21 protein-coding genes are annotated in these 24,703 nt (G+C 60.8%); 5 read left to right on the top strand and 16 right to left on the bottom strand.

The window, feature by feature from the left end; all coding sequences use genetic code 11:
* Positions 1–48: 48 nt before the first annotated feature.
* Positions 49–1,065 (bottom strand): ABC transporter substrate-binding protein, encoded by a 1,017-nt coding sequence (locus tag F3H58_RS19420; protein ID WP_149743372.1) that lies wholly within the window; start codon positions 1,063–1,065, stop codon positions 49–51.
* A gap of 304 nt (positions 1,066–1,369) precedes the next feature.
* Between F3H58_RS19420 and F3H58_RS19410 the strand changes: the two genes are divergently transcribed.
* Positions 1,370–2,605, top strand: a complete 1,236-nt coding sequence (locus F3H58_RS19410; protein ID WP_149743371.1) for a GAF domain-containing sensor histidine kinase — start codon at positions 1,370–1,372, stop codon at positions 2,603–2,605.
* Position 2,606: 1 nt separating this feature from the next.
* Positions 2,607–3,329 (top strand): response regulator transcription factor, encoded by a 723-nt coding sequence (locus F3H58_RS19405; protein ID WP_149743370.1) that lies wholly within the window; start codon positions 2,607–2,609, stop codon positions 3,327–3,329.
* 3 nt (positions 3,330–3,332) lie between these two features.
* Here F3H58_RS19405 and F3H58_RS19400 read toward each other — a convergent pair whose 3' ends face one another.
* Positions 3,333–4,349 carry a DNA topoisomerase IB gene (locus tag F3H58_RS19400; protein ID WP_149743369.1) on the bottom strand — a complete coding sequence of 339 codons (1,017 nt, stop codon included), beginning with the start codon at positions 4,347–4,349 and terminating at the stop codon, positions 3,333–3,335.
* A 104-nt stretch (positions 4,350–4,453) separates the two neighbouring features.
* Entirely contained in the window at positions 4,454–5,680 is a 1,227-nt protein-coding gene (locus tag F3H58_RS19395; RefSeq protein ID WP_149743368.1) for a PQQ-dependent sugar dehydrogenase, read from the bottom strand.
* A gap of 184 nt (positions 5,681–5,864) precedes the next feature.
* Here F3H58_RS19395 and F3H58_RS19390 point away from each other — a divergent pair, with 184 nt between their 5' ends.
* Positions 5,865–6,050 (top strand): hypothetical protein, encoded by a 186-nt coding sequence (locus F3H58_RS19390; RefSeq protein ID WP_149743367.1) that lies wholly within the window; start codon positions 5,865–5,867, stop codon positions 6,048–6,050.
* Here the strand turns inward: F3H58_RS19390 and F3H58_RS19385 are convergent, their stop codons facing one another.
* From F3H58_RS19385 to F3H58_RS19375, 3 genes are all read right to left on the bottom strand, one after another.
* Entirely contained in the window at positions 6,051–6,677 is a 627-nt protein-coding gene (locus tag F3H58_RS19385) for a class I SAM-dependent methyltransferase (protein WP_080819912.1), read from the bottom strand. It lies immediately after the preceding gene.
* A gap of 8 nt (positions 6,678–6,685) precedes the next feature.
* Positions 6,686–7,354, bottom strand: coding sequence for a pseudouridine synthase (locus tag F3H58_RS19380; protein ID WP_149743366.1), 669 nt, complete (start codon positions 7,352–7,354; stop codon positions 6,686–6,688).
* Between the two features lie 140 nt (positions 7,355–7,494).
* The gene (locus tag F3H58_RS19375; RefSeq protein WP_149743365.1) at positions 7,495–8,082 is read right to left on the bottom strand and encodes an IMPACT family protein; all 588 of its coding nucleotides are present in this window, start codon (positions 8,080–8,082) and stop codon (positions 7,495–7,497) included.
* Positions 8,083–8,135: 53 nt separating this feature from the next.
* Here F3H58_RS19375 and F3H58_RS19370 point away from each other — a divergent pair, with 53 nt between their 5' ends.
* Complete coding sequence (locus F3H58_RS19370) at positions 8,136–9,380, top strand: TIGR03862 family flavoprotein (RefSeq protein WP_149743364.1); 1,245 nt, start codon at positions 8,136–8,138, stop codon at positions 9,378–9,380.
* Here the strand turns inward: F3H58_RS19370 and F3H58_RS19365 are convergent.
* The 3 genes from F3H58_RS19365 to F3H58_RS19355 form a co-directional block, all read right to left on the bottom strand.
* Positions 9,372–10,433 (bottom strand): quaternary amine ABC transporter ATP-binding protein, encoded by a 1,062-nt coding sequence (locus F3H58_RS19365; RefSeq protein WP_149743363.1) that lies wholly within the window; start codon positions 10,431–10,433, stop codon positions 9,372–9,374. The two genes, F3H58_RS19370 and F3H58_RS19365, sit on opposite strands and share 9 nt — an antisense overlap.
* Positions 10,426–11,313, bottom strand: a complete 888-nt coding sequence (locus F3H58_RS19360; protein WP_035263623.1) for an ABC transporter permease — start codon at positions 11,311–11,313, stop codon at positions 10,426–10,428. Before F3H58_RS19360 ends, F3H58_RS19365 begins: the two co-directional genes overlap by 8 nt.
* Positions 11,314–11,533: 220 nt before the next feature.
* Entirely contained in the window at positions 11,534–12,532 is a 999-nt protein-coding gene (locus F3H58_RS19355; RefSeq protein ID WP_065657396.1) for an ABC transporter substrate-binding protein, read from the bottom strand.
* Between the two features lie 364 nt (positions 12,533–12,896).
* On the opposite strand from F3H58_RS19355, the gene F3H58_RS19350 reads away from it, so the two are divergent.
* Positions 12,897–15,872 carry a hybrid sensor histidine kinase/response regulator gene (locus F3H58_RS19350; protein ID WP_149743362.1) on the top strand — a complete coding sequence of 992 codons (2,976 nt, stop codon included), beginning with the start codon at positions 12,897–12,899 and terminating at the stop codon, positions 15,870–15,872.
* 17 nt (positions 15,873–15,889) lie between these two features.
* Here the strand turns inward: F3H58_RS19350 and F3H58_RS19345 are convergent, their stop codons facing one another.
* The 7 genes from F3H58_RS19345 to F3H58_RS19315 form a co-directional block, all read right to left on the bottom strand.
* Positions 15,890–16,834, bottom strand: coding sequence for a 2-hydroxyacid dehydrogenase (locus tag F3H58_RS19345; RefSeq protein ID WP_149743361.1), 945 nt, complete (start codon positions 16,832–16,834; stop codon positions 15,890–15,892).
* A gap of 245 nt (positions 16,835–17,079) precedes the next feature.
* Complete coding sequence (locus F3H58_RS19340) at positions 17,080–19,428, bottom strand: polysaccharide biosynthesis tyrosine autokinase (protein WP_149743360.1); 2,349 nt, start codon at positions 19,426–19,428, stop codon at positions 17,080–17,082.
* A 108-nt stretch (positions 19,429–19,536) separates the two neighbouring features.
* Positions 19,537–20,442, bottom strand: coding sequence for a UTP--glucose-1-phosphate uridylyltransferase (locus F3H58_RS19335; RefSeq protein WP_026363575.1), 906 nt, complete (start codon positions 20,440–20,442; stop codon positions 19,537–19,539).
* 67 nt (positions 20,443–20,509) lie between these two features.
* Positions 20,510–21,505 carry a glycosyltransferase family 2 protein gene (locus tag F3H58_RS19330; RefSeq protein ID WP_149743359.1) on the bottom strand — a complete coding sequence of 332 codons (996 nt, stop codon included), beginning with the start codon at positions 21,503–21,505 and terminating at the stop codon, positions 20,510–20,512.
* Positions 21,505–22,449 carry a glycosyltransferase family 2 protein gene (locus F3H58_RS19325; protein WP_149743358.1) on the bottom strand — a complete coding sequence of 315 codons (945 nt, stop codon included), beginning with the start codon at positions 22,447–22,449 and terminating at the stop codon, positions 21,505–21,507. Before F3H58_RS19325 ends, F3H58_RS19330 begins: the two co-directional genes overlap by 1 nt.
* Positions 22,446–23,444 carry a glycosyltransferase family 2 protein gene (locus tag F3H58_RS19320; RefSeq protein WP_149743357.1) on the bottom strand — a complete coding sequence of 333 codons (999 nt, stop codon included), beginning with the start codon at positions 23,442–23,444 and terminating at the stop codon, positions 22,446–22,448. Before F3H58_RS19320 ends, F3H58_RS19325 begins: the two co-directional genes overlap by 4 nt.
* Positions 23,445–23,461: 17 nt before the next feature.
* Positions 23,462–24,643 (bottom strand): glycosyltransferase family protein, encoded by a 1,182-nt coding sequence (locus tag F3H58_RS19315; protein WP_149743356.1) that lies wholly within the window; start codon positions 24,641–24,643, stop codon positions 23,462–23,464.
* Positions 24,644–24,703: the final 60 nt, after the last annotated feature.

Below are 24,703 nucleotides of genomic sequence, written 5' to 3'. Positions count from 1 at the left end.
CGCCCGTTCCGGGAGCGCCGCAATAGTCAGGCTCTGGGCCGATCCGGCCTATTTTGCCGATGCGATGGCCTTCTCAGCATCTTCCTGCGAATATTCCACATTCGCCACGCCGCCCTTCTGGGTCGTCTTCAGGTTTTCCTCGAGATTGGCCTGATCGATGCGCAGGAAGGGCACGGTCAGGCCCTTCTTCACATCCTTGCCGTCGAGGATCTGCTGCGCCACCCAGAAAGCGAGCGTCGAGACGCCGGGAGCGATGGAGACGGACATGGTCTCGTAACCGCTTGCGTCCTTCTGCTGTTTCCACCATCGCAGCTCGTCTTCGCGGTTGCCCATGACGATGGTGGGCGTTGGGCGCTTGGCGGCGGCAAAAGCCTGCGCCGCGCCGTAACCGTCGCCGCCCTGCGTCACGACGGCCGCGACTTCGGGAAGGCTCGGCAGAATGCCGGCGACGGCGCGCTGCGCCACATCCTGCGCCCAGTCGCCGTTGACGGAACCGACGATCTTGAACTGCGGGTTCTTGGCGACACCGGCGGCGATGCCGGCGTGGATTTCATCGTCCACCGAAACGCCGGCAAGACCGCGGATTTCAAGCAGGTTTCCACCCTTCGGCATGGCCTTGGCCAGATAGTCGATCTGGCTTTCGCCCATGGCCTTGAAATCGACCGCGATGCGCCATGCACAGGGCTCGGTGACGATGCCGTCGAAGGATACGACGGTGATGCCGGCATCGCAGGCTTCCTTCACCGCGCCATTAAGCGCGGTGGGCGAAGCGGCATTGATGACGATGGCGTCGTAACCCTGCAGAATGAGGTTCTGGATCTGCGCGGCCTGTTCGGTCGCCTGGTTTTCGGCTGTGGTAAAGGCGTCAGCGGCGGCGACCTGCTTGTCGGCAACCGCCTGCTTGGTGATCTTGTCCCAGCTCGTCAGCATCGCCTGACGCCAGGAATTACCGGCATAATTGTTTGAAAGCGCGATTTTTTTTGCCGACGTATCGGCATGAGCGGTGATCGGCAGAGCTGCGCATGCGACAGCGGCCGATGCCAGAAGCATCTTCCTGAAAGCCATTTGATTTCCTCCCTCGTGGCTTGCCCTTTTCGAGCCCGGAATTCTCGCACGCCGCAAATCTCCTCGGCGGCAGGTGGAATTCCTTTGCACTGGAGCTCCTTTCCCCAGTAGAAGCGAGAATGACCAAGAAGATTTGGCTTGTATAGGCGGATCGCGGCAATCTTCCTGCGGGTTTCCGCACAAAGCTTGCGGGAACCCGCAGGACGAAACGCCACTGCCGGGCGCAGAATGGATGATGCGGCGCCCAAGGGGTTGAATCTTCGCCGCGATGGTCGAAGGCAGGCGCTTGGGAGGGCGTCCGCACATGCTGGATACGCCGAAAAGCGCTCTTTTTCATCATTATATGGGCATTTCGCGGCTGCTTGCCGGGCAGCTGGAATTTAATGCCATCATCCAGGCGGTCGCCACCGAGATCAGCCATATCATCCCGCACGATCATATGGATGTCTGCATCAAGCAGCTGGATGACAAATATCACATCGCCTATGAGAGCGGTCTCGTCAGCGCCTGGAGCCGGCAGCCGCCCGCCCTTCTGACCGGCAGTCCGATCCGTTCGCTGCTGTCAGGCGAGGTGGAATACCTCTTGAGCGGCGACGCCTGCTCCGATCCGCGCTTTCATTTCGAAGGGTCGTTTTCGAGCCCGATCATCGAACTCAACCTGCATAGCCGGCTGCATGTGCCGATGAAGGTGCATGGCGATATCATCGGCGCGCTGAGTTGTTCCTCGCACCAGTCGAACGCCTATACGATGGAGGATGTGGCGAATGCACGCGCGGTCGCCGATTTGCTGGCGCCCTATTTCTACGCCATCCGCGCCGCCGAGCAGGCCAAACGCTCCGCCATCGAGGAGGCGCGCGCCAATGCCCGCGAGGAGGGCCTGCGGCTGGGCGCGCTGCAATTGACCGAGGCGCTGGAGGCCGAGCGGCAGCGCATCGGCATGGATCTGCACGACCAGACGCTGGCGGACCTGACGCGGCTGGCGCGGCGCATCGAGCGCATGAGCCATACCCCCGACCTGTCGGGCGAGATGCTGGAGCCGGTGGTGCGCAGCCTGCAGCATTGCATGCAGGATCTGCGCGAGATCATCGAGGAAGCAAAACCCTCGATCCTGCAATTGTTCGGCGTCGTTGAGGCGATCGAGACTTATGTGGACCGCTCCGTGCGCGACAGCGGGTCGGCAATCGACTGGTCGGTAACGGATGAGACGGATGGGCTGGTGGAAAGGCTGGACAAGACGGTGGCCATATCGCTGTTCCGCATCGTGCAGGAGGCGGTGAACAATGCCATTCGCCATGCCCAGCCCGAAGCGATTGCCGTGAAACTGACCGCAATCGACGGCGGCTTGCGGGTGACGGTCAGCGACGATGGCAGCGGCGGCGGCGAAGGCGGGACCTCCGGCGGCCTCGGCATCGGCAATATGAAGACGCGGGCGCGGCTGATTTCGGCCAGATTCGATATTGGCGGCAATGGCATGGGAGCGGGAACCCTCATCACCGTCACCTTGCCGGCAGGCGCTTTCGACCGGCGGGAGGAGTTGTGACATGGACGTGCTAATCGTCGAGGACGATGCGCTGCACCGCGCCTATCTGAACGAGGCGGTGCGTGCCGCGCTGCCGGAATGCGACAAGGTGCTGGAGGCGGCAAACGGCAGAACCGGCGAAAAGCTCGCGCGGGAAAACCGGGCCGCCCACATCGTCATGGATTTGCAGATGAATGAGCGCAACGGCATCGAGGCGGCACGCACCATCTGGAAGGAAAGGCCGGATACCCGCATCCTGTTCTGGTCCAACTATTCCGACGAGGCCTATGTGCGCGGTGTCTCCCGCATCGTGCCTGAGGGGGCCGCCTATGGCTACGTGCTGAAATCCGCCTCCGATGACCGCCTGCGGCTGGCGCTGCGCAGCATCTTCATCGAGGCGCAATGTGTGATCGACCGGGAAGTGCGCGGGTTGCAGGAAAAGAGCCTCGGCAAGGCGCATGGTTTTACCGATTCCGAATATGAAATCCTTGTCGATGTCGCGCTCGGCCTTACCGACAAGGCGATTGCGCGCCGCCGTAACCTGTCGCTGCGCAGCGTGCAGAACCGGCTGCAAAGTCTTTATGAGAAACTGAACGTGCATCAGGCGGCCGGCGATGACGAGGCGGAAGGCCGGTATAATCTCAGAACCCGCGCCGTTACCGTCGCTTTCCTGCGCAAGCTGTTGAATTACAGCGCGCTGGAAAGGGCCGAGCGGGAGCTGGCGGAATGGGCGGCAAGCCGCTGATCTTTAGGGCAGGAAGGCAAGCAGCCGTCTTTCATCCGCCCTGAGGCCGGAGACGGGCTTTGCCCCGACCTTCAGGATGCGGCCAAGCTTTTTCTGCGCTTTCTCTTCCGTGGCTATATCGAGGACGGCCGGGTGCACATAGCTCTTGCGGCAGATGGCGGGCGTGTTGGAAAGCTCCGCCGCTGCTGCCTGGCACATGCCTTTTATGCTCGGTTTTTCACCCGCCGCCACATGTTCCATCGCGTTGCAGAAGGCGGCGAGCGTTCCGCCCCAGGTGCGGAAGGTCTTGGCCGAAATACCCTGGCCGCCGATACGGGAGAGATAAGCGTTGAGATCGCTGGAATCGACGGAATGCACCCGGTTTTCACTGTCCTGCCAGACGAAGAGTTCCTTGCCGGGCAGATCGGCGATCTCTTCAAGGATTTTCTGAAGGCGAGGGTGGCGCAATTGCCGTTTCACCTTCTGTCCGCCCTTGGCGGCAAACCGCAGCTCGATGGTTTCACCGAAGGAGACGTGCCGCTTGAGCAATGTCGTTGCGCCATAGGTGCCGTTGGTTTCGAGATAGGAGCGGTTGCCGACGCGCAGATAGGCGGCATCGAGCAGCAGCGTGAGCGCCGCGAGCGTCATTTCCTGCCCATGATCCTGTTTTTCGATATCGGCGATGGCGCGGCGGCGAATGGCGGGCAGCGCCTTGCCGAAGCTTTTGAGCTGGAAGAATTTCGTTTCGCCCCGAAGCGCATGCCAGTCGGGATGATAACGATATTGTTTTCGCCCGCGGGCATCGAAACCCGTAGCCTGCAGATGGCCGGCGGGGTCGATGCATATCCAGACGTCTTTATAGGCGGGCGGCACGCCGAGCGCTTTGATGCGCTTCAGTTCGACGCTGTCGGAGAGAAGTTCGCCGCCCGGAAGGCGGTAACAGAAACCGCGTCCGCGTTTTTCGCGGGAAATACCCGGCTCCTGATCGTTGACATAGGCAAGTCCGATTTTGGCAAGAAGGCGGGTGGGCGGTTGTGGCATGGTTTTTTCCGGCAGGTTTCACGCCGCGGCAAACGAAAAACAGGCCACCTTCGTTCCGGCGGCCTGTCGTTCCAGTCGTGAGTTTTCTCAGCCGGCCTTTTTAATCAGCCGGCCTTGGTGACCCGCAGAATCTGCGAGTTCCCGCCGCCGCGCTCTTCGGTCACGGCATAGATCGCGCCATCCGGACCGACCTTCACGTCGCGAATGCGCGCTTCCAGCGGCAACCGGCTTTCGGTGGCAACCCTGTCGCCATCGATATGCAGGATGACGAGACCCTGGCTCACCAGACCGCCGACGATGAATGCGCCCTTCCATTCGGGAATCTGGTCGCCGTCATAATAGGCCATGCCGGAGGGGCCGATGACCGGGTCCCAATAATAGACCGGCTGTTCCATGCCTTCCTTTGCGGTAACGCCTTCGCCAACCGACCTTCCGCTATATTCGACGCCATAGGTGATGACTGGCCAGCCGTAGTTCAGGCCGGCTTTCGGCAGGTTCAGCTCATCGCCGCCCTTTGGCCCGTGCTCTACCGTCCAGAGCCTGCCCTCGCCATCAAGTGCCGCAGCCTGCAGGTTGCGGTGGCCATAGCTCCAGATTTCGGGGAGGGCGTTCTGCTGGCTGGCGAAGGGATTGCCTTCAAAGGCCTTGCCCTGTGTATCGATGCGGAAGACCTTGCCAAGCCCGCTCGACAGGTCCTGCGCCTGCACGCGCGGCTTTGAATCGGAACGTTCTCCGACCGTGACGTAAAGCTCGTTATTCGGCCCGAAAACGAGGCGGGAGCCGAAATGTTTGTCGCCGTCATAGGTCGGCATCTGGCGGAAAATCACTGAGACATCGTCCAGCTTTGCCGCGCCGCCCTCCTCGGTCAGTTTCGCCGAGGCTACCGACGTGCCGTTGCCGCCATCGCGCGGTTCGGAGAAGGAGAAGAAGATGGTGCGCGATGTTTCGAAATCGGGAGCCAGCGCGATGTCGAGAAGGCCGCCCTGTCCGTCGGATGCCACCTCAGGCACGCCCGCGATCGCCGGGCCGGCCTGGCCGTCGGCGACGATATGGATGGCGCCTTCCTTGGCCGCGACGATCATGCGGCCATCGGGCAGAAACTCCATCGACCATAGATGCGGCAGGCCGTCCGCGATCACGGTTTTTTCGACGCTTGGCTGGGTGGCGGCCTGCGGCGCGCGGGTCTGACCCTCAAAGGCCGGTTTCTGATCCGGCGCATTCGGCCGTTTCGTTTCGGCGGCCGGGGTCTGGGCCTGTGCGATACCGGCGAGCGGCACGGCGAGCAGTGCACACAGGATCGTCGAACTCAGAAATCGGTTGTTATGGAACATGGGTCTCCCTTCCATGGTTTACATCAGGCAGAGAACCATTTGGGGAGGATTTCGTTTCCTGCGATAGTTTCAAGAAAACTTGATCACTCCGTGTGCAGGCGGCACGCTCTTTTCTCATCCATGCGAATTCATAAGGAACCGCAAGGCGTAAGCGACGTTTGGCCTCTGTTATACGGAGGACGCCATGCAGATCATCGACAACAAGACCATTGACGGGAACAGAACCAAGCCGATCCTCAACGTTGCGGAATTCTGCCGGCGTTACCGGCTGGACAAGGCCGAGGAGACCCGGCTCCGAAAACTGTTCGGCGAGTTCGCCTCGCGGCATGAGCTTTTGATGAATGCGCAGCGCAAGCCTACCTTCCGCTGATCATTCCTCGTCGTCGAGAGATTTTCCGAAGATCATGAAGACATCATAACGGGTGTTCTTGCCCATTATCTGATGTGAAGGCTTGCGGATGCCGGGCATCGGCTCGGCGCGCAGGGGCCATTTCAGAACCACCCGCTTCGTCGCATTCTCCAGCGCAGCCTCCATCAACTCTACCTGATCCGGGTCGGCGCCAACCAGTTCTCTCAGCACCCGCATCTCCTTTTTCACCAGCGCCGTGTTGTGGCGCGGCGGATGCATGGGGTCGACAATCACCACCTCCGGTGAAAGCTCCTTCAGCAGATATCGGGAGTCACCGTGGAGCAGCGTCATGCGCGCTGCCGCCTCGGCATAAGCGCCGCCTGCTGCCAGTGCACGGCGAATGCCATCGGCAAGGTGAGCATGCATGTCCGGCGAGCGTTCGATGAGGGTCACCTCCGCGCCGAGCGAGGCAAGCAGAAAGGCATCCCGCCCGAGTCCGGCCGTGGCATCGACGATCTTTGGCGTGCGGCCTTTGGTGAAACCCGCAGCTTTCGGCAGGGCCTGCCCGCGCCCTTCGCCGGAGCGGAAACGGTGCCCGACCGCGCCGCCGACAAAATCCACCACGAAGCTTTCGTTTTGTTCCTTCATCTTGGACCTCAGAAGGGGCAGGGGACGGTATAGGTGACGTCACGGCCATCGGGATGGCGGAACCCGACCTCCTGCGCATGTAGCATCAGGCGCGGCGCAGCGGCGAGCGCTTCGCCTTCGGCATAAAATTCATCGCCGAGGATCGGATGGCCGAGCGCCTTCATATGCACCCGTAATTGGTGGGTACGGCCGGTAAGCGGGGTCAGCGCCAGCCGCGTTGCCGGAAGCGGAAATCGTTCCAGCACCCGCCAAAGGCTCTGCGCCGGCTTGCCGTTCTCGTGGTCGACCCGGTGGCGGGGCTTGTTTTCGGGATCGATGGCGAGCGGCAGGTCCACTTCCCCCGCTTCTCCGGCAACCTCTCCCCAGACAATGGCGACATAGGATTTGCGCGTCTGGCGGCTTTCAAACTGCGATGCAATCGCCGCATGCGCCTTGCGGTTCAGGGACATCAGCACGATGCCGGAGGTGTCCTTGTCCAGCCGGTTGATCATCAGCGCTTTCGGAAACTGTTTCTGCACACGCGTCATCAGGCTGTCGGAAAGCGCGGGATCGCGCCCCGGCACCGATAAAAGCCCGCTTGGCTTGTCGAGCACCAGAAGATCGTCGTCGCGGTGCACGATGGTGAGCCAGGGTTCGAGTGGCGGATGATAGACGGGGTTGGAAAGCTCTGGAGACATGTCGCTTCCTTAGCACGAATTGCGCATTCGGACAGGCGCTAGAGCATTTCCAGGAAAAGTGGACCCCGGTTTTCCGTCCGGAAATGCGCCAAAGCAAAGAGTTAGAGTTTTTTCGCGATTCGAAGAAAAGCGAAAAAACTCTAGTCGGGAATATGCAAATTGACGCGCCCACTGGTCAGGTCGCTGAGAAGACGGGTGAGCCGTTCGGCATCCTCGGCCGGAACCGAGAGCAGCATATCCGCGCCGGTGCCGGTGAAATCCTCCCTTTCCAGACGCAGGTTCTGGGTGGCGGAAAGGCGTGATTTCACAAGCGCCAGATCGGAGAAAGGGCAGCTCAGCGTCGCGCTGACATAAGCGATGACCGGTGACGTCTCGCCAAGCCGCAGGCAGGCGGCTGCCGTGCCGCCATAGGCGCGCATCAGCCCGCCGCTGCCGAGGAGAATGCCGCCGAACCAGCGGATGACGAGAACGGCGACATTGTCCAGCGCCTGGCCGTCGATAGCCTGAAGGATCGGTTTTCCGGCCGTGCCCGAAGGCTCGCCGTCATCGCTGAAACGATAGGTCTGGCCGCTTCGCCAGGCCCAGCAATTATGGTTGGCATCCGGATCGGAATGCGCCGCAAGAAAGTTTTTCGCATCCTCTTCGCCGGTCACCGGCGCGGCAAAGGCGATGAAGCGGCTTTTCTTGATATCCTGCGAAAAGGTGACGGGGCGGTCGAGCGTGAACATGGGCGTTTCAATATCGCATATATTCGCATGCGGAAATCGGTATAAGGCTCGCAATGGCGAAGATGGCGATGGAGAAGGTTTTGAGCGAGGCGAGGCAGGTCGCGATTATCGGCGGCGGACCGGCGGGGCTGATGGCGGCCGAGATGCTTTCGGCCGCAGGTCATGCCGTGACGGTGTTTGAGGCGATGCCGACTGTGGCGCGTAAATTGCTGATGGCCGGAAAATCCGGCCTCAACATCACCCATGCCGAAGACTATGACAGCTTCCGTCACCGGTTCGGCGATGCGGAACCGAGACTGCGCGCCGCTCTCGATGATTTTACGCCGGATATGCTGCGCGACTGGGCGCAGGGGCTGGGGCAGGAAACTTTCGTCGGCACTTCGGGCCGGGTGTTTCCCACCGTCATGAAGGCCTCGCCGCTGCTGCGGGCATGGCTCGCCCGGCTGGAGGCGCAGGGGGTGACCATCAGGACGCGGCATCGCTGGACGGGTTTTTCCGGCGAGCATCTGGTTTTCGCGACACCGGAGGGCGAGATCACTATCAAGGCCGATGCCGTTCTTCTGGCGCTCGGCGGCGCAAGCTGGCCGCGTCTCGGCTCCGATGCCGCATGGGTTCCGGCGCTGGCGGAGAGAGGCGTGGCGCTTTCCCCGTTCCGCCCCGCCAATTGCGGTTTCGACGTTGACTGGAGCGATATCTTCCGCGCGCGTTTTGCCGGTGAAGCGATGAAATCCACCGTCACCATTTCGCCGGCCGGAGCCTTTCAGGGCGAATTCGTCATCACGAAGCATGGTATTGAGGGCAGCGTGATCTATGCCCATTCCGCCGCGCTACGCGACCGGCTGGAAGAGGCGGGCAAAGTGTCGCTCGCAATCGATCTTGCGCCGGGACGTACGGTGGAACGCCTCAGCCGCGATCTGGCGAAGCTCGGGCGCAAGGAGAGTTTTGCAAACCGCATGCGCAAGGCGGCCGGCTTATCGGCGGTGAAGGTCGGGATTCTGCGGGAAATCTTTCCCGATATCGCGGCCATGCCGGATGAGTTCGTCGCCGCGAGAATAAAACATGCAGAGATACCGCTTTTGCGGACGAGACCGATTGCCGAGGCAATTTCATCTGCCGGTGGCGTCGCGTGGAGCGGCCTTGATGAAAACTACATGCTGGAAAAGCTCCCCGGCATATTTGCTGCCGGGGAAATGCTGGATTGGGAAGCGCCGACCGGCGGTTATCTCTTGACCGCCTGTTTCGCAACCGGCAAGGCCGCCGCAAAGGGCATGGCCGCGTGGCTTGAAAGCTTAGCCTGACAAGCGTTCAGCCGCGCCTGCTTCCTCACCATATGCGGTTCTGACGAGGCAGCGCATGATGGCATCGGTGGTGACGGCGCCAAGCGGTTTGCCGTTTTCACCGACGACTGTGGCGCTGCTGACATTTTCCCGGACGAGCGCACGCAGGCCCTCTTCGACCGTCATATCCGCATCGAGCTGAAGCCGCGACTGGCCGGAAAATTCCGGCTGGACGATGGCGCCGAGGCGAATGACCCGGCCGCGATTGACCTCCTCCACGAAGGCCTCGATATAGGTGTCGGCGGGCGACATGACGATTTCGGCCGCCGTGCCCTGCTGGATGATTTCGCCATCGCGCAGGATGGCGATCTTGTCGCCGAGCCGCAGCGCTTCGTCGAGATCGTGGGTGATGAAGACCACGGTCTTCTTCAGTTCCTTCTGCAGTTCCAGCAGCACCGTCTGCATATCGACGCGAATGAGTGGATCGAGCGCCGAATAGGCCTCGTCCATCAACAGGATTTCGGCATTGTTGGTGAGCGCCCGCGCCAGACCAACACGCTGCTGCATGCCGCCTGAGAGCTGGTTCGGATAATGGTTGGAGAAACCCTCCAGCCCGACGCGCCTGATCCAGACTTCCGCCCTTTCTTCGCGCTCGCGTTTGTCGACGCCCTGCACCTCGAGGCCATAGACGACGTTTTGCAGCACGTTGCGGTGTGGCAGCAGCCCGAATTTCTGGAACACCATCGCCGTCTTGTGGCGGCGGAATTCCAGCAGATCCGCTTCGTTGAGGCGACACACGTCCGTGCCGCCATAGAGGATTTCGCCGGCGGTCGGGTCGATCAGCCGGTTGACGTGGCGGATCAGTGTCGATTTGCCCGAGCCGGAAAGGCCCATGATAACGGTGATCTGCCCGCCCGGCATGGTGATGTTGATATCGCGCAGGCCGAGCACATGGCCATGTTTGGCGTTGAGATCCACCTTTGACATGCCGGCCTTGACGGTTTCGACATAGTCTCCCGCCTTGGGGCCGAAAATCTTGTAGAGGCTGCGAATTTCGATCGATTGACTAGCCATGCGCCACTTCCCGGTGTTTTTGCAGGCGAAGGCCATAGGCCTGGCTGATGCGGTCGAAGATGATGGCGATGCCGACGATGGCAAGCCCGTTGAACACGCCGAGCGTGAAATACTGGTTGGCGATCGCCTTCAGCACCGGCTGACCGAGGCCCTGAACGCCGATCATGGAGGCGATGACGACCATGGCGAGCGCCATCATGATGGTCTGGTTGATGCCGGCCATGATGGTGGGCAGCGCCAGCGGCAGCTGCACTTTGAAAAGCTTCTGGCGCTTCGAAGAGCCGAAGGCATCGGCAGCCTCCAGCACGTCGCGGTCGACCATGCGGATGCCGAGATTGGTAAGCCGGATCATCGGCGGAATGGCGTAGATGACAACGGCGATGACGCCGGGCACGCGGCCGATGCCGAGCAGCATGACGACGGGAATGAGATAGACGAAACTCGGCATCGTCTGCATCACGTCGAGAACGGGATTGACCACGCTCTGCAGGCGGTTGGAGCGCGCCATGGCGATGCCGATGGGCAGGCCGACGACGATGGACAGCACGGCGCAGACGAAGATCATCGAGACCGTCTTCATCGTGTCTTCCCACATGCCGAACCAGCCGATGGCGAAGAGAATGCCGCAACAGAGCGAAACAATGGTGGCGCTGCGGCTGCCGAACCAGGCAAGCGCGCCGACAATAAGAATAACGACCGGCCAGGGTGCGCCGATCAAAAGCCTTTCCGCCCAGATGAGGAAGCTCTGAAGGGGAGTAAACAACCCCTCGATTGCGCCGCCATAGGTTCGGGTGAAAGCCCGGAACCCCTCGTCGATGACTTTTTTCAGCGCGCGCAGAGCATCGTCATTCATGGTCGGAAATTTGAAAAGCCATTCCATATCCTGTTCTCCATGACGAACCGGAGGCGGGGATCGATATCCTCCGCGCTCCGGGAGTAAAATCGTCAGAGCGCCGCGCATCCGTCAGGATGCAGGCCGGAACGCTCTGTTGAACCGGCGCATCGCCACCGGAAAGCCGGGAGGCATTCCAGGGCCGATGCGGGCGCGGCGTCGCCGCTGGCGGACGCCGTTTGCCGGGCAGATATGCAGGGGCCGGCTTTTAAAGCGCGGCCTTTATCTTTTCCGCGACGTCAGGAGATACCCAGCCCGTCCACAGCGCTTCGTTTTCCTTCAGGAAATGCTTGGCGCCGTCTTCACCTGTCGCCTGGTTATCCGTCATCCAGGCGATCAGCTTGTTGACGGTCGCGTTGGTCCAGGCGCGCTTGTTGAGATAGTCCATGGCGGGGCCGGCACGATCGGCAAAGGACTTGCTGACCAGCGTCTGCACGTCGTCCACCTGCCATGCGTTCGGCTTCGGGTCGGCGCAGTCGGCGACGGATGTGCAGCGCTTCCATTCTGCCGCATCATAGTCCGTTCCGAATTCGAGCTTTACCATCTCGTATTTGCCGAGCAGCGAGGTGGGTGCCCAATAATAACCGACCCATGGCTGCTTGGCTTCATAAGCCTTGGCTATGGAACCGTCGAGACCTGCGGCGGAGCCGGTGTCGACGAGGGTGAAGCCGGCCTTTTCACCGCCGAAAGCCTTGAAGAGCTGCGCGGTGACGACAGTGCCGCCCCAGCCCTGCGGGCCGTTGAACACGGCGCCCTTAGACTTGTCTTCGGGCGAGGGGAAGAGTTCGGGATGTTTGAAGAGATCAGGAATGGTCTTGAGATCGGGATTGGCGTCGGCGACATATTTCGGAATCCACCAGCCCTGGACCGCGCCGTCCGAGAGGATCTTGGCGGCCGCAACGACCTTGCCGCCTTCCAGCCCCTGCTTGACGATTTCCGGCTGCAGGCTGACCCATGCCTCAGGCGCGATATCCGGCTGGCCTTTTTCGGCCATGGAGGTCAAAGTCGGCACGGTGTCGCCGGTGACGATTTCGGCGGAGCATCCGTAGCCCTTTTCGAGAATGAGCTTGTCCAGATTGGCGGCGACTTCGGCGGATTGCCAGTTCATGCTGGCGATCGTCACGTTTCCACAGTCGGCGGCATAGGCCGCACCGCCTGAAAAGGCGAAGCCGGCGGAAAGAATTGTGGCACCCAAAAGTATTTTCATTGTTGTTCCCTCTGGTCGCGGTGTGGCGAAGACCCGGGCGCTGACGGCACCGCGACCGCCAGCGCCCTTATTGAGGCTTAATAATTCCTTTGTCGCCATCCCGTTTGCGGCAATTTCTGGCGTATTGAGGATGCCAATTGTCAAACGAAGGCGGGGTCGCAGGGATATATTAGAGAAATTTTTGGCACGAAGGTCCTGAAATGTTTGATGGTTTAGCATTCGCCTTGCGACATTTACGCCGCGATGGAACTTTTTCAATTTTCTGAAAAGCGTGGGAACAATAAGCGGAAGTTTTTGTTTTCTTGGACTTTTATCCTCTTCTGTATTACGGGAGATTTTCTCTCGGTTTTTGTGGTGATGTTGAATGACCAATCTTGTTGCTGCGCCGGTATGGCCGATCGGTGGCGGTGAAACGGGTGAGCTTGTGCGCCGCTTCGACTGGTCGAAGACATCGCTCGGTCCTATTTGCGACTGGCCGCAAAATCTGAGGCAGAAAGCCAATTCCGTCGTCAATTCCCCCATTCCGCAAGTGCTGATGTGGGGCAGGGATCATGTGATGATCTATAATGACGGCTATGCGGAGATCGCCGGCAATTATCACCCGCAGGCGCTGGGCGGAACCGTGCCCGGCATCTGGCCGGAAATATGGGACTGGAACAGCCGCATTCTCGAAGCCGGTTTTCGCGGTGAGGTCATGGCCTATCGCGACCAGCCGATGACGCTGATGCGGCATGGCGTGCCGGAAGAGGTGATCTTCGACCTGTTCTACACGCCGATCTATAACGAGGGCGGCACGGTAGACGGCGTTTTATGCACCGTGCTTGAAAATACCGACAAGGTGAAGGCCGTGGAGGCGCTGGAACAGAGCCGCAAGGAACTGAGCCGGCTTACCAATGCCCTGCCCATTCTGGTCGGATATGTCGACCGTGATTACGTTTATAAATTCGCCAATGACGGCTATCTGGAATGGTTCGGCAAGCGCGCAGAGGACGTGATCGGCCGCAGCGTTCCGGAAATCGTCGGCGAGGCGTTTTTCGAGGCCCGCAGGGCCTATCTCGACCGCGCACTCGGCGGCGAGAAGATCGTTTCGGATACCGTGATCAGCAGACCGGACGGCAGCACGCGCGCCGCCGAAATCCGCTATGTTCCGCGTTATATTGCCGATGGCTCCATCGACGGCATCTATGTGCTGATCATCGATATCGAGGAGCGCAAGCGCTCGGAGCGGGAAATCCTCATCAGCAACAGTCGCTTCCGTGCTGCGGTGGATGCCGTGCACGGCGTGCTGTGGACCAACAGCGCCGAAGGAATGATGCTGGGCGAGCAACCGGCCTGGAGCGCTTTGACGGGCCAGACTCCGGAAGAATATCAGGGTTTTGGCTGGGCGGAAGCGGTTCATCCCGACGACAGGCAGGGGTCTGTCGACAGCTGGAACAAAGCGGTCGCGGAAAAGTCGACCTATATCTGGGAACATCGGGTGCGTCGCCATGACGGCGTCTATCGCACTTTCGCGATCCGTGGCGTGCCGATTTTCGACAAGGCCGGCGCCATTGCCGAATGGGTCGGTGTCCATACGGATGTCACCGAACAGCGGCGGGCCGAAAACACCCTCAAGGAACATGCGAGCAATCTCGAGCGCGAAATTCGCCACCGCATCCGGGCAGAAGAGCAGCTTCGGCAATTGAACGAGAGCCTCGAGGCGCGTGTCGAGGCGGAAATGGCCGAGCGTCGCCAGACTGAAAAGGCGCTACAGCAGGCGCAGAAAATGGAATCCATCGGCCAGCTCACCGGTGGCGTGGCGCATGATTTCAACAATCTGCTACAGGTGATCGCCGGCAATCTGCAATTGCTGTCAAAGGATGTGATGGGCAATGAACGTGCGGAGCGGCGGCTGGAAAACGCGCTTGCCGGCGTTCATCGCGGCGCAAAGCTGGCCAGCCAGCTTCTGGCCTTCGGCCGCCGCCAGGCGCTGGAGCCGCGTGTCATCAACATTGCCCGTTTCGTAACCGGCATGGACGATCTGCTTCGCCGCTCGCTTGGCGAGGCGATCGAGGTGGAGGTCATCACCTCGGGCGGTCTCTGGAACACCTATGCCGACCCCAACCAGGTGGAGAATGCTCTTCTCAATCTGGCCATCAATGCGCGCGACGCCATGGAAGGACAGGGCAAGCTGACCATCGAGGTCGGAAATGCGGTTCTCGACCGCGATTATGCCCGCAAGCACCCGGAAGTTTCGGCGGGGCAATATGTGATGCTCGCCGTCACCGATACGGGTTCTGGCATGTCGCCGGAAATTCTCGAAAAGGTCTTCGAGCCGTTCTTCTCGACAAAACCGGAAGGCAAGGGCACCGGCCTTGGGCTTTCGATGGTCTATGGTTTTGCGAAACAGTCCAGCGGCCATGTCAACATCTATAGCGAGGTGGGGCAGGGCACGACGGTGAAGATGTATCTGCCGCGCTCCGCCGCCGATGAGGACAGGGAAGTGGTGATGCCGACCGGCCCCGTGGAGGGTGGCACGGAAACCATTCTTGTGGTGGAAGATGACGAGGAAGTGCGCAACACCGTCGTCGAGACCTTGAGCGATCTCGGCTACCGCGTGCTGACCGCCCGCGATGCGCAGGCCGGTTTGACGGTGGTGGAAAGCGGCATTCCGATCGATGTCATCTTCACTGACGTGGTGATGCCTGGACCGTTGAAAAGCCGGGAAATGGCGCGCCGCGCGCAGGAACGGCTGCCCAACCTCGCCGTTCTCTTCACCTCGGGTTACACCGAAAACTCCATCGTGCATGGCGGCAAGCTGGATGCCGGGGTGGAGCTGCTTTCCAAACCCTATACGCGCGAAGCGCTGGCGCGGCGCATTCGCCACGTCATCGCCAACCGCAAGCAGGTTTCGCTGTCGAGAGCGCGGCCGACATCGGCTCCGGGCTCTTCCAAACTTTCCGAGCCGATCAGGGCGGTCGAAAATCAAAACCGGTCCATACGCGTTCTTCTGGTCGAGGATGACGAGTTGATCCGGATGAATTCGACGGAGATGCTGTCGGAGAGCGGCTTTGCCGTCGTAGAGGCCGGAAATGCGGCGCAGGCGCTGAAAGCTATCGAAGCGGACCAGATCGACGTTCTCGTCACCGACATCGGCCTGCCCGACATGAAGGGCGGCGAACTGGCGGTGGAGGCCCTGCGCCGCAAGCCGGGGCTTGCCATTGTGTTTGCGACCGGCGACAGCCATTTGCCGGAAGGAGCGCCGGCAAGCGCGGTTCTCTTGACCAAACCTTACGACGAACAGCAGATCGTCTCCGCCGTTGAACAGGCCCATACGGGCAAGTCGGTGGCGGCCGAATAGCCCGCCTTGCCGCCGGTTCAGTAACCGCGGGCCATGTCGACCGTCTCAGGCAGCCCGCCCGTTTCCCGCCATGTGCGAACATTGCCGGCCACGATCCGGGCCGAACTTTTCCGGCTTGTCGGCGCGGAAATATGCGGCAGGACCGTAACTTTGGGATGTTGCCAGAAGGCGGAAGCGGCGGGCAGCGGCTCCTGCTCGAAGACATCGAGGACGGCGTGCGAAAGCCTGCCGGAATCAAGCGCCGCAATCAGGTCGTCGGCGACAATGACCGCGCCGCGGGCGAAATTGATGAGTGCCGCCCCCTGCTTCATTGCGGCAAGGCTGCCGGCATCAAGAAGACCGCGCGTCGCATCGGTAAGCGGCATGAGGCAGACGAGAATGTCGCTCTTTTCCAGCAATGCCTGCAGCCCGGCATCGCCGGTCAACGTTTCCACGCCCTCTATCGCCTTGGCCGAACGGCTCCAGCCTGCAACGTTGAAACTGGCATGGGTGAGGCGCTCCGCCGCAGCCGTGCCGAGCGCTCCGAGGCCGAGGAGACCGACGGTCATCTCACCGGGGTGGCGATAGTCCAGCTCCTGCCAGAGCGCCTTTTTTTGGTTTTCGCGATAGGCGGGCATGTCGCGCTGCAGATAATAGGTCCATGCCAGCACGGCTTCGGCCATCACGCGCGAAAGCTCCGGGTCCTTCAGCCGAACGATGGGGGGTGCCTTATCGCCCAGTTCCAGCACCAGCCGCTCGACGCCCGCCCACAGGCTGTGAATCCATGTCAGGCCCGGCAATGCCGCGATATCGGCCGGATCGGGATTTGCGACGATGGCGAAATCCACTGCCCGGCGCTGTTCGCCCGTCAATTCGGAAAAGGAAAGGATTTCCTCCTGCGGCATTGCGGCGCGCAGCGCCTGTTTCCAGACGGCTTCCGTTTCCGCATTCATCCGTGAAACAAAGGCGATGGGTGATGGCATGGGACTGATCCTGCTTGCGATTTTAGCTTCATGCCATAAATGCGCAATTTCAGGGGGCAATGCCATAGGTGGAGTGGGCGAATTTGTGATTCTTCCGTCATGCCGGACTAGATCCGGCATCCAGCCGCCGCGCGTCTGCGCGGCGCCAAGACTTCTTTTCAGCCCAAAGATTTGGGCTGGCTGGACCCCGGCTCGGGGCCGGGGTGACGGAGTGTGGATGCAACCGGCCTGTTAAATCTCCACCATTACGCATCTTCCTTTACCGGCGGCTTCGCATCGCCGTAATAGGCCGAGAATTTCTCGTGATAATGCTCCGAACCGCCGGGGCCGGCATAACGCTGCAATTCCGTCATGTCGGTCTTGTTCAGCACGATGCCGAGCGTCTTGTTGGCGATCTGCGGTTCGTTGGCCATCAGGTTCTGCACCATCTGGATCGGCGTCTTGCCCCATTCGGTGACGAAGACGAAACCGTCCACCTGCGGCGCAAAGGCCTTGGCGTCTATGACGGGAACCACGGGTGCAAGGTCGACGATGATGTAATCGCAGGCCTCTCGAGCCGAGTCGATGAACTTGCGCATGCCGGAGGAAGACAGCAGCTCGCTCGAATGGGCGAACTGGTTGCTGGTGGAAACCGGCAGGATGCCCATTTTCGTGCGCGTATCCACCTTCACCGCCTGCGTCCATGGAACTTCATCGAGCACCACTTCGACGAGGCCGGCGGATTGCCGTGTCGTCAGCATGCGGCTGAGGCCGGGATTGCGGATATCCGCATCCACCACCAGCGTGCGCTTGCCGGTGGAGGCGATCAGCCCGGCGAGATTGAGCGCCACGACCGACTTGCCTTCGTTCGGCAGGCAGGAAATGACGCCGATGACCCGGCACTGGCGCTCCTGAATGACGACATCCGCCGTGAGTTTCACGTTGCGGAGCGTTTCCGCAAAGCTGGAACGCGGGCTGTCGACGGCAAGCCGCAGCATTTTCTGGAACGAGACCTGTCCGCTTTCATCAAGCGTGGCGTTCTCGCCGCCGGGGGTGGCGGCGCTGTTGCCCGCCTTGGCGTTTTCGACGCCCCTTTCACCAATGAAGGGCAGATAACCCAGAAAACGCATGCGCAGATTGTCACGCACATCATTGCCGGTGTGGAAGAAGCGATCCCGGAATTCGAGAAGCGCTGCGATGCCGCCACCGAGCATCAGGCCGAGAACGACCGAAAGCGCCATGGTCATGGTCTTTTTCGGGCTGGAAGGCGATGTCGGCAGACCCGCCTCGGAGATGATGCGCGCCTTGGCGATGGGCAGCGACTGCTTCTGGGAAGCCTCCTCGAAGCGGCCGAGATAGGACTGGTAGAGGGTGCGCAGCGCCGTTGCCCGCTGCTCGAGTTCGCGCAGCTGGACCATGGTGATGTTGGCTTCGGAATTGCGGCCTGCCACCCGGTCGATATTGTCGCGCAGCGACTGAACGCGGGAATTGGTGACGTCGTATTCGTTCTTCAGGCTGCCGGTAAGCTGCTGCAGTTCCTGATAGATCTGCCGCGAAACCTCTTTCTTCTCGGCGTCCAGCGCAACCGCCTGCGGGTGGTCGGCGCCGAATTGCTGGACGATGCCCTGCTGCCGGTCGGAAATGGTGATGTAGCGTTTGCGCAGATCCTGAATGACCGAATTATCGGTGTCACGGGCCGAAACGACGGCATTGTCGACGGCCGCATCCGGCCCCCTGTCGATGATCGATTTATACTGGTTGTAACGGGCCGAGGCCGTCGCGGCATCGGCCTGCGCGGCAATCAGCTGACCATTCAGGTCGGCAAGCTGGCCTTCGGACATCAGCTCGCCGCGCGAGGAGACGATGTTGTTGTCCGACTTGAATTTCTGCACCGCCAGTTCAGCCGCCTGGGCGCGCTGGTTGAGGTCCGTCATGCGTTCCTGCAACCAGACGGAGGCGCGTTCGCTGGCGTCGAAATTGGCGTTCAGCTGTTCGGTAAGGTAGGCCTGCGCATAGCTCTTGGCGATCTGCGCGGCAAGCTGGCGGTCGGTCGAGCGGGTGGAGATGGCGATGACCGAGCTGCGGCCGACACGTTCCACCGTCAGCGACTGCTGCAGCACGGCGGCGGCCTTTTCGCGCCGTCCAGCGCGGATTGCGGCTTCGGAGACCGGCGGATCGCCCGGCAGGACGAGATCGAGAATGCCACGCACGGAGGATTTGACGAGTTCGACCGGCGACATCGGCGGATTGACGATGGTGTCGTTCTCATCGAGCCCGGCCTTGTCGACCACCGTCAGTGCCATTTCCTTGGATTTCAAGATTTCCACGGCGCTGGCGATGCGGTTGTCGACGATCTGCGCGGCGGGCACCGGCGATTCCTCTTCCGCATAACGGGAAAGGCTTTCATCCAGGAGCACCTGCGTCATCGCGGTGTAAACGGGGGTCGCAAGCACCAGATAAAGGCCGGCCAGAACCACGGCGGCGATGACCGAAGCGGCAATGACATTGGCGCGACGCACCACGGCGGCCCACAGGCGGTCGAGGTCGATGAACGTATCGGAATCCTTGCCGGACTCCGGAAAACCGATGTTGGATTTAAAGGTCTTGTGGTGCATGGACCTACCTTGTGAATTAAAATGGTACGCGGGAAGCCGAACACATGCTCGCCTTCCCGCCTCCCGTTATTGGTGCGCCGGCCGCCTCCCCCGGCGGCGCGATTAAAGTCAGGCCGCCTGGACGCGGCTTTCGTGGTTCGCCACCAGTTCCTTCACCGAAGCGAGAACCTGGGCTTCCATGTCCGCGCGCAGTAGCGAGAAGGCGACGTTGGCAGCGATGAAGCCCTGCTTGCTGCCGCAGTCGAAAGTGCGGCCGCTATATTTCTGCGCATGGAAAGACTGCTTTTCGGCAAGCCGCTTCATGCCATCGGTCAGCTGAATTTCATTGCCCGCGCCGCGTTCCTGTTTGGCGAGAATATCGAAGATTTCCGGCTGCAGGATGTAACGGCCGTTCAGGTAATAATTCGAAGGCGCCTTGGATGGTTCCGGCTTTTCGACCATTTCGGTGACGGCAAAGCCATGATTGACCTTCTGGCCGACGCCGACGACGCCATAGGACGACACCTCTTCCGGCAGGCATTCCTCGACACCGAGAATATTGCCGCCGACTTCATCGTAAAGTTCCATCAGCCCGGCGATGCAGCCGCGTGCGCCATAGGAAACCATGTCAGGCAGAAGCAGGGCGAAAGGCTCCTTGCCCACCAGTTCGCGCGCACACCAGACGGCATGGCCGAGACCGAGCGGCACCTGCTGGCGCGTGTAGCTGACGGTGCCGGCAACGGGCAGCATCTTTTCCAGCTGCAATACCTGCACGGTCTTGCCGGAGCGGGTGAGCGTGTTGATGAGTTCCGGCGCGCTGTCGAAATAGTCCTCGATGGCGGTCTTGTTGCGGCTCGTCACGAAAATAATGTGTTCGATGCCGGCCTGCATGGCCTCGTCAACGGCATATTGCACGACCGGACGATCGACGATCGTCAGCATTTCCTTCGGCATTGCCTTGGTGGCGGGCAAAAACCGTGTGCCGTTGCCAGCTACGGGAATGACGGCTTTTCTGACAGTTTTGTTCAGGTCCATCGCGTTCTCCTTCATCAAGGTTTGATCTGTCCCCAGTCCCCGCGCAGATTTCGTCCACGCATCGATTTCACGAAATCTGTCTTTTCACCCCTGTATTCGCTGCAGGCGCGAACATCGCGTCCCGCAGCCTCCTCAGCCGCACTGCAATGGGCATTCTTAAATGCCCCAGCACGGCAGGATCCCTTATCGTGGTTTTCAAGGCGCCGAGTACCGAGCGGCGCTTGATGTTTTCCACCAATGTCAAAAAATTATGCGCCAACCGCAGGCTGCGGGCTCTCGCCTGCTGCGCATCCATGGCTGCCGGCAGCAATGTGTAATGGCTCAGGAATTCCTGATCCGCCCGCATCATCCCTTCGACGTGATGAAGTTCGAGCACGCGCGAAATCGAGCCTTCGCGGATATTGTAGACATAACCCGGCTTCGGTTCGATGACGCAGAGACCGCCGGCGGCGAGCGCCGAGGCGAGCAGGATATAGTCCTCGCCGATGCGGATATCCTCGCGGAAGCGCAGTTCCTCGACATTGAGGAAATCGCGCCGGAACATCGGTTTCATGTAGCCGAAGTTGAAGGTGGCGCGGAACAGGATATTGGACGAAATGAAATCCTCGAGCGTGAGAACCGGCCGTTCCTCCAGAAATTCTTCCGGAAACATCGTCTCCATGGGCCTGCCGTCGGTATAGACGACATCCAGATTATCGACCGCAATCGCCGCATTGGCGGCTTCCGCTCGGCACATCATGCAGGCGGAGCGCTCCGGGCGAATGACATCGTCGGAATCGAGCACAGCGATCCAGCGTCCGGTCGCGGCTTCGATGCCGGCATTGCGTGCACCACCCGGACCGAGGTTTTCGGCAAGAGCAAGCAGGCGGACGCGCGGATCGATGATGGCGATAGCTTCCACGAGCGCAATGGTGTCATCGGCGGAGCGGTCGTCGACGACGATCACTTCCAGCGTCACACCCTGCTGGTCGAGTGCGCTTTGAATGGCGGCTTCAATCGTATCGGCGGCATTATAGGCGGCGATGACGAAGCTGATATCGGGCGGCGAGGCAAGGTTCTCCATCAGGTCGCCTCCACCGCGCCATACTGGCGGATTTCACGCACGCCGAAGGCGCCGGTCATCGAGCCCATATGCAATGCGCCACGCAGCGCATAACGGTTGCGGCGCACGGCGTTGAAACCGTTCAAGGCGGCGAAGACGGCGCAATACAGCACTTTCGAACCTGCCTTCAGCACCTGCACCACGCGGCGTATACCGGGTTTCCTGTCCGCCAGCACGCGGCCATGGGTCTGGCCGGAGCGGAAGCGGCGTTTGGCAAGCCACATGAAGCTTGCGCGATTTTCCGGCACCGGTTCGGACAGCATGGCATCTTCCGCAAAAACGATGCGGCCGCCAGCGGCGTGAAGATGCGAAAAGAAATGGGTGTCCTCACCGCCGCTCTGGCCGAGCGCCAGCGCGAAGCGCCGGCCCTTCACCGATGGCGCATCCATCTTGAGCAATGTGTTGCAGGTATAGCCGGTGATGATCTCGCCGTTCACCCAGACCGGAACGGTGGAGTGGAAATCGCCGCGTTTCATCCAGCCCGGCGCATTGTCCCGGTAAACCGCCGTTACGGGGCCGAGAACGGTTTCCGCACCGGTTTCATCGGCCTTTTCCAGAAGGGCAGCCAGCCAGTGCGGCGGGGCGGTCTCGTCATCATCGATGAAGGCCAGATAATCCGCCTTGCATTCCGACAGGCAGGCATTGCGGGCAATCGAAATATTCGATTTCGGGCAATGGACATAGGTGATCTCGAAGGGCGCGGTTTCGCGCAGGCGATCGACGCTTGCCCTGGCGCTTGGCTCCTCGTCATTATCGGCAACAATCAGCCGAACTTTCACGCCTTCCGGCACATCCAGCTCGAAGAGTGACAGAAGTGTGGCAACCAGCGCCGGGCGTCTGTAGGTGCAGATGCCGATATCGACGGTTTTCGAATCATGGGGGCGGGTGACGGTGTTGTCGGTCATGAGACAGCCTTTCTTCCCCGGAATTTCAGGAGTTCCAGCCAGAAACCGGTGGACCAGGCCAGATGCATCACCATTGCCGAAAAGGCGGCGAGCGGGCCGTATGGGTTTTTCTGACCTATTGCCATCCACAAGCCATAACCCACACATGCGGCGATCCAGAGGCCGAGCGGAATAAGTGCCGCCCAATGCACCAGCGACAGCAGCGCGAAGATGAAAACCGGCAGCACGGCAAGCGGGATCATCTGGCGGATTTTCGGGATCGAGCGATGTTTCAGGAGGTTCTTCGCCCGGCCACGGCCATAGGCGAGATATTGCCTGAAGAGCGGCATGACGCTCGCACGCGGATAATAGGTCATGCGGGTCTTGTCGGTCATCCAGATGCGGAAACCGGATTTGCGCAGCCGGAAATCCAGCTCGGCATCCTCATTATGGCTGAAGCTCTCGTCATAACCGCCCACCGCATCGAAAGCGGCGATCCGCATCAGCGCGTGGTGGCCATGGTCGATCCAGTGGCCTTTCGCGCCTTCGCGGTGCTTGGAGCCGCCATTGCCGAGCTTGGAATTCTGGGCGATGGCCGTCGCCTTCTGAAACAGGCCGTGGCCGACGGTATCCATGGCGACGACGACGGAATCAGCACCGGTGCGCTCGGCATCCTCGATCAGCCGCTGGCAATAATCATCGGGATAATCGCCATGGGCGTCGATGCGGATTAGGTAGTCGAAATCCTCGCCGAAGGTGGCGACGGCAAGATTGATGCCGGCGCTCTGGATGCGCTTCGGATTGGGAAGAAGCGTCACGCGGTCATCCGCCGCCGCAAAGGCGGAAACGATATCGCGGGTTCCATCCGTGCTGCCGCCATCGGCAACCACGATGCGGAAAAGACGCCCCTGCATCGCGCCGGTGAATTTGACAAGCAGCCCCTCGATCGTCTTCGCCTCATTGAGGCAGGGAATGACGATCAGCGTTCTGATGCCGGAATGACCAAGACCTTCCATGATTTGCCCCCTACGCACTACACGGGTGAAAACTGCGCTTCGCGGGCATGGCCGGAAGCGGATTTGGCGAGAGAGGACAAGTGCTGCACCAGCTGACGGCAATCGTCGCGGTCCGTCAGCCATTGTTTCCTGTCGAGCGCCGAGAGGGTGTTGAAGGCGTCCGCATAGGTTTGCGGGTTCATCCAGTTAAACAGCGCGGTGAGATCCTCAGCGCCGGCATGTTGCAGGACGAAGCCGATATCGCGCTTTTCGATGAAGCGTGCGGTTTCCGTGCCGGCCAGCGCAATCGGCAGGGTGCCATAAAGGCAACCTTCGTAAAGCCTGTTGGGCAGCAGCCAGCTGGAATTCTGGCCTTCCTCGAAAAAGTCGACCGCCCAGGTGAACTGCACCTCGTTATAGATGGCGGCAAGGTCTTCGGGGTTCTTGTAAGGCCCATGGAAATGCACATGCGGGGCAGCGGCCACGAAGCTGTCGAAATCGGCAAATTCCGAATAGGCCGGCCGGCCGCGCAGGATGATTTCGACCTTGCCCTCCATTCGACGGGCAAATTCGGCAAGGATTTCCAGCGATTTGCGGCAGCGAAGCGCGCCGAACCAGCCAATTTTCCACGGCTCGCCGGGGGCGGGCGCGCGTGGCTGCGGTGTGGCGGCAACGGTGGCGTCGAGCGCCAGCACCTTGTTTTCCTGCAGCAGGACGGGAAGGTCGAGGCCCGACACGGGCTTGAAATAATGCTCCACGAAGGCCGGAGAGCTGGTGATCAGCAGCTTGGCGTCGCGTGCGAAATAACGCTGCGCGGCATTCAGCATTTGCCCGGGCTTGCCCGTGTTGAGAAGCAGGCGGTGAATGTCGAGACACTCGTAAACCAGCGCCGGCTGTCCGGCATAGATCGACATGGCCCGCTTTGCCAGCGCCAGCATTTCCAGATTTCTGGCAAGAATGACATCGGGGGTGGGGATGCCGCTCAATGTCTTGCCGAGCGAGAGGCTGGCTTTCGCCACCGCCGCCATGCGCTGCAGAAACTGCCCGTCGGCGGTTTCCCCGAGCACGACGGGTACGACGCCTTCGATCTCCGCCAGTCGGTTCTGTCCGCGCCGGAAGCCCGCCAGCGTCACCCGCGCCCCGCCCGCAAGCAGGGTCAGCACACGCCGACGAATGGCGGGGTCTGACAGATCATGCGCGAGATATAGAACATGGGTCATGCAAGGGTCCGGTTGGTTCATGCGTCAGAGACGCCGCGGATGACGGTTTGGTTCAAAAAA

It is taken from the genome of Rhizobium sp. NFACC06-2 (assembly GCF_900101425.1).
GTDB classification, from domain to species: Bacteria; Pseudomonadota; Alphaproteobacteria; order Rhizobiales; family Rhizobiaceae; genus Agrobacterium; species Agrobacterium leguminum.
Note: the sequence above shows the minus strand (reverse complement) of the source record. Positions and strands in the feature narration are given on the sequence as shown.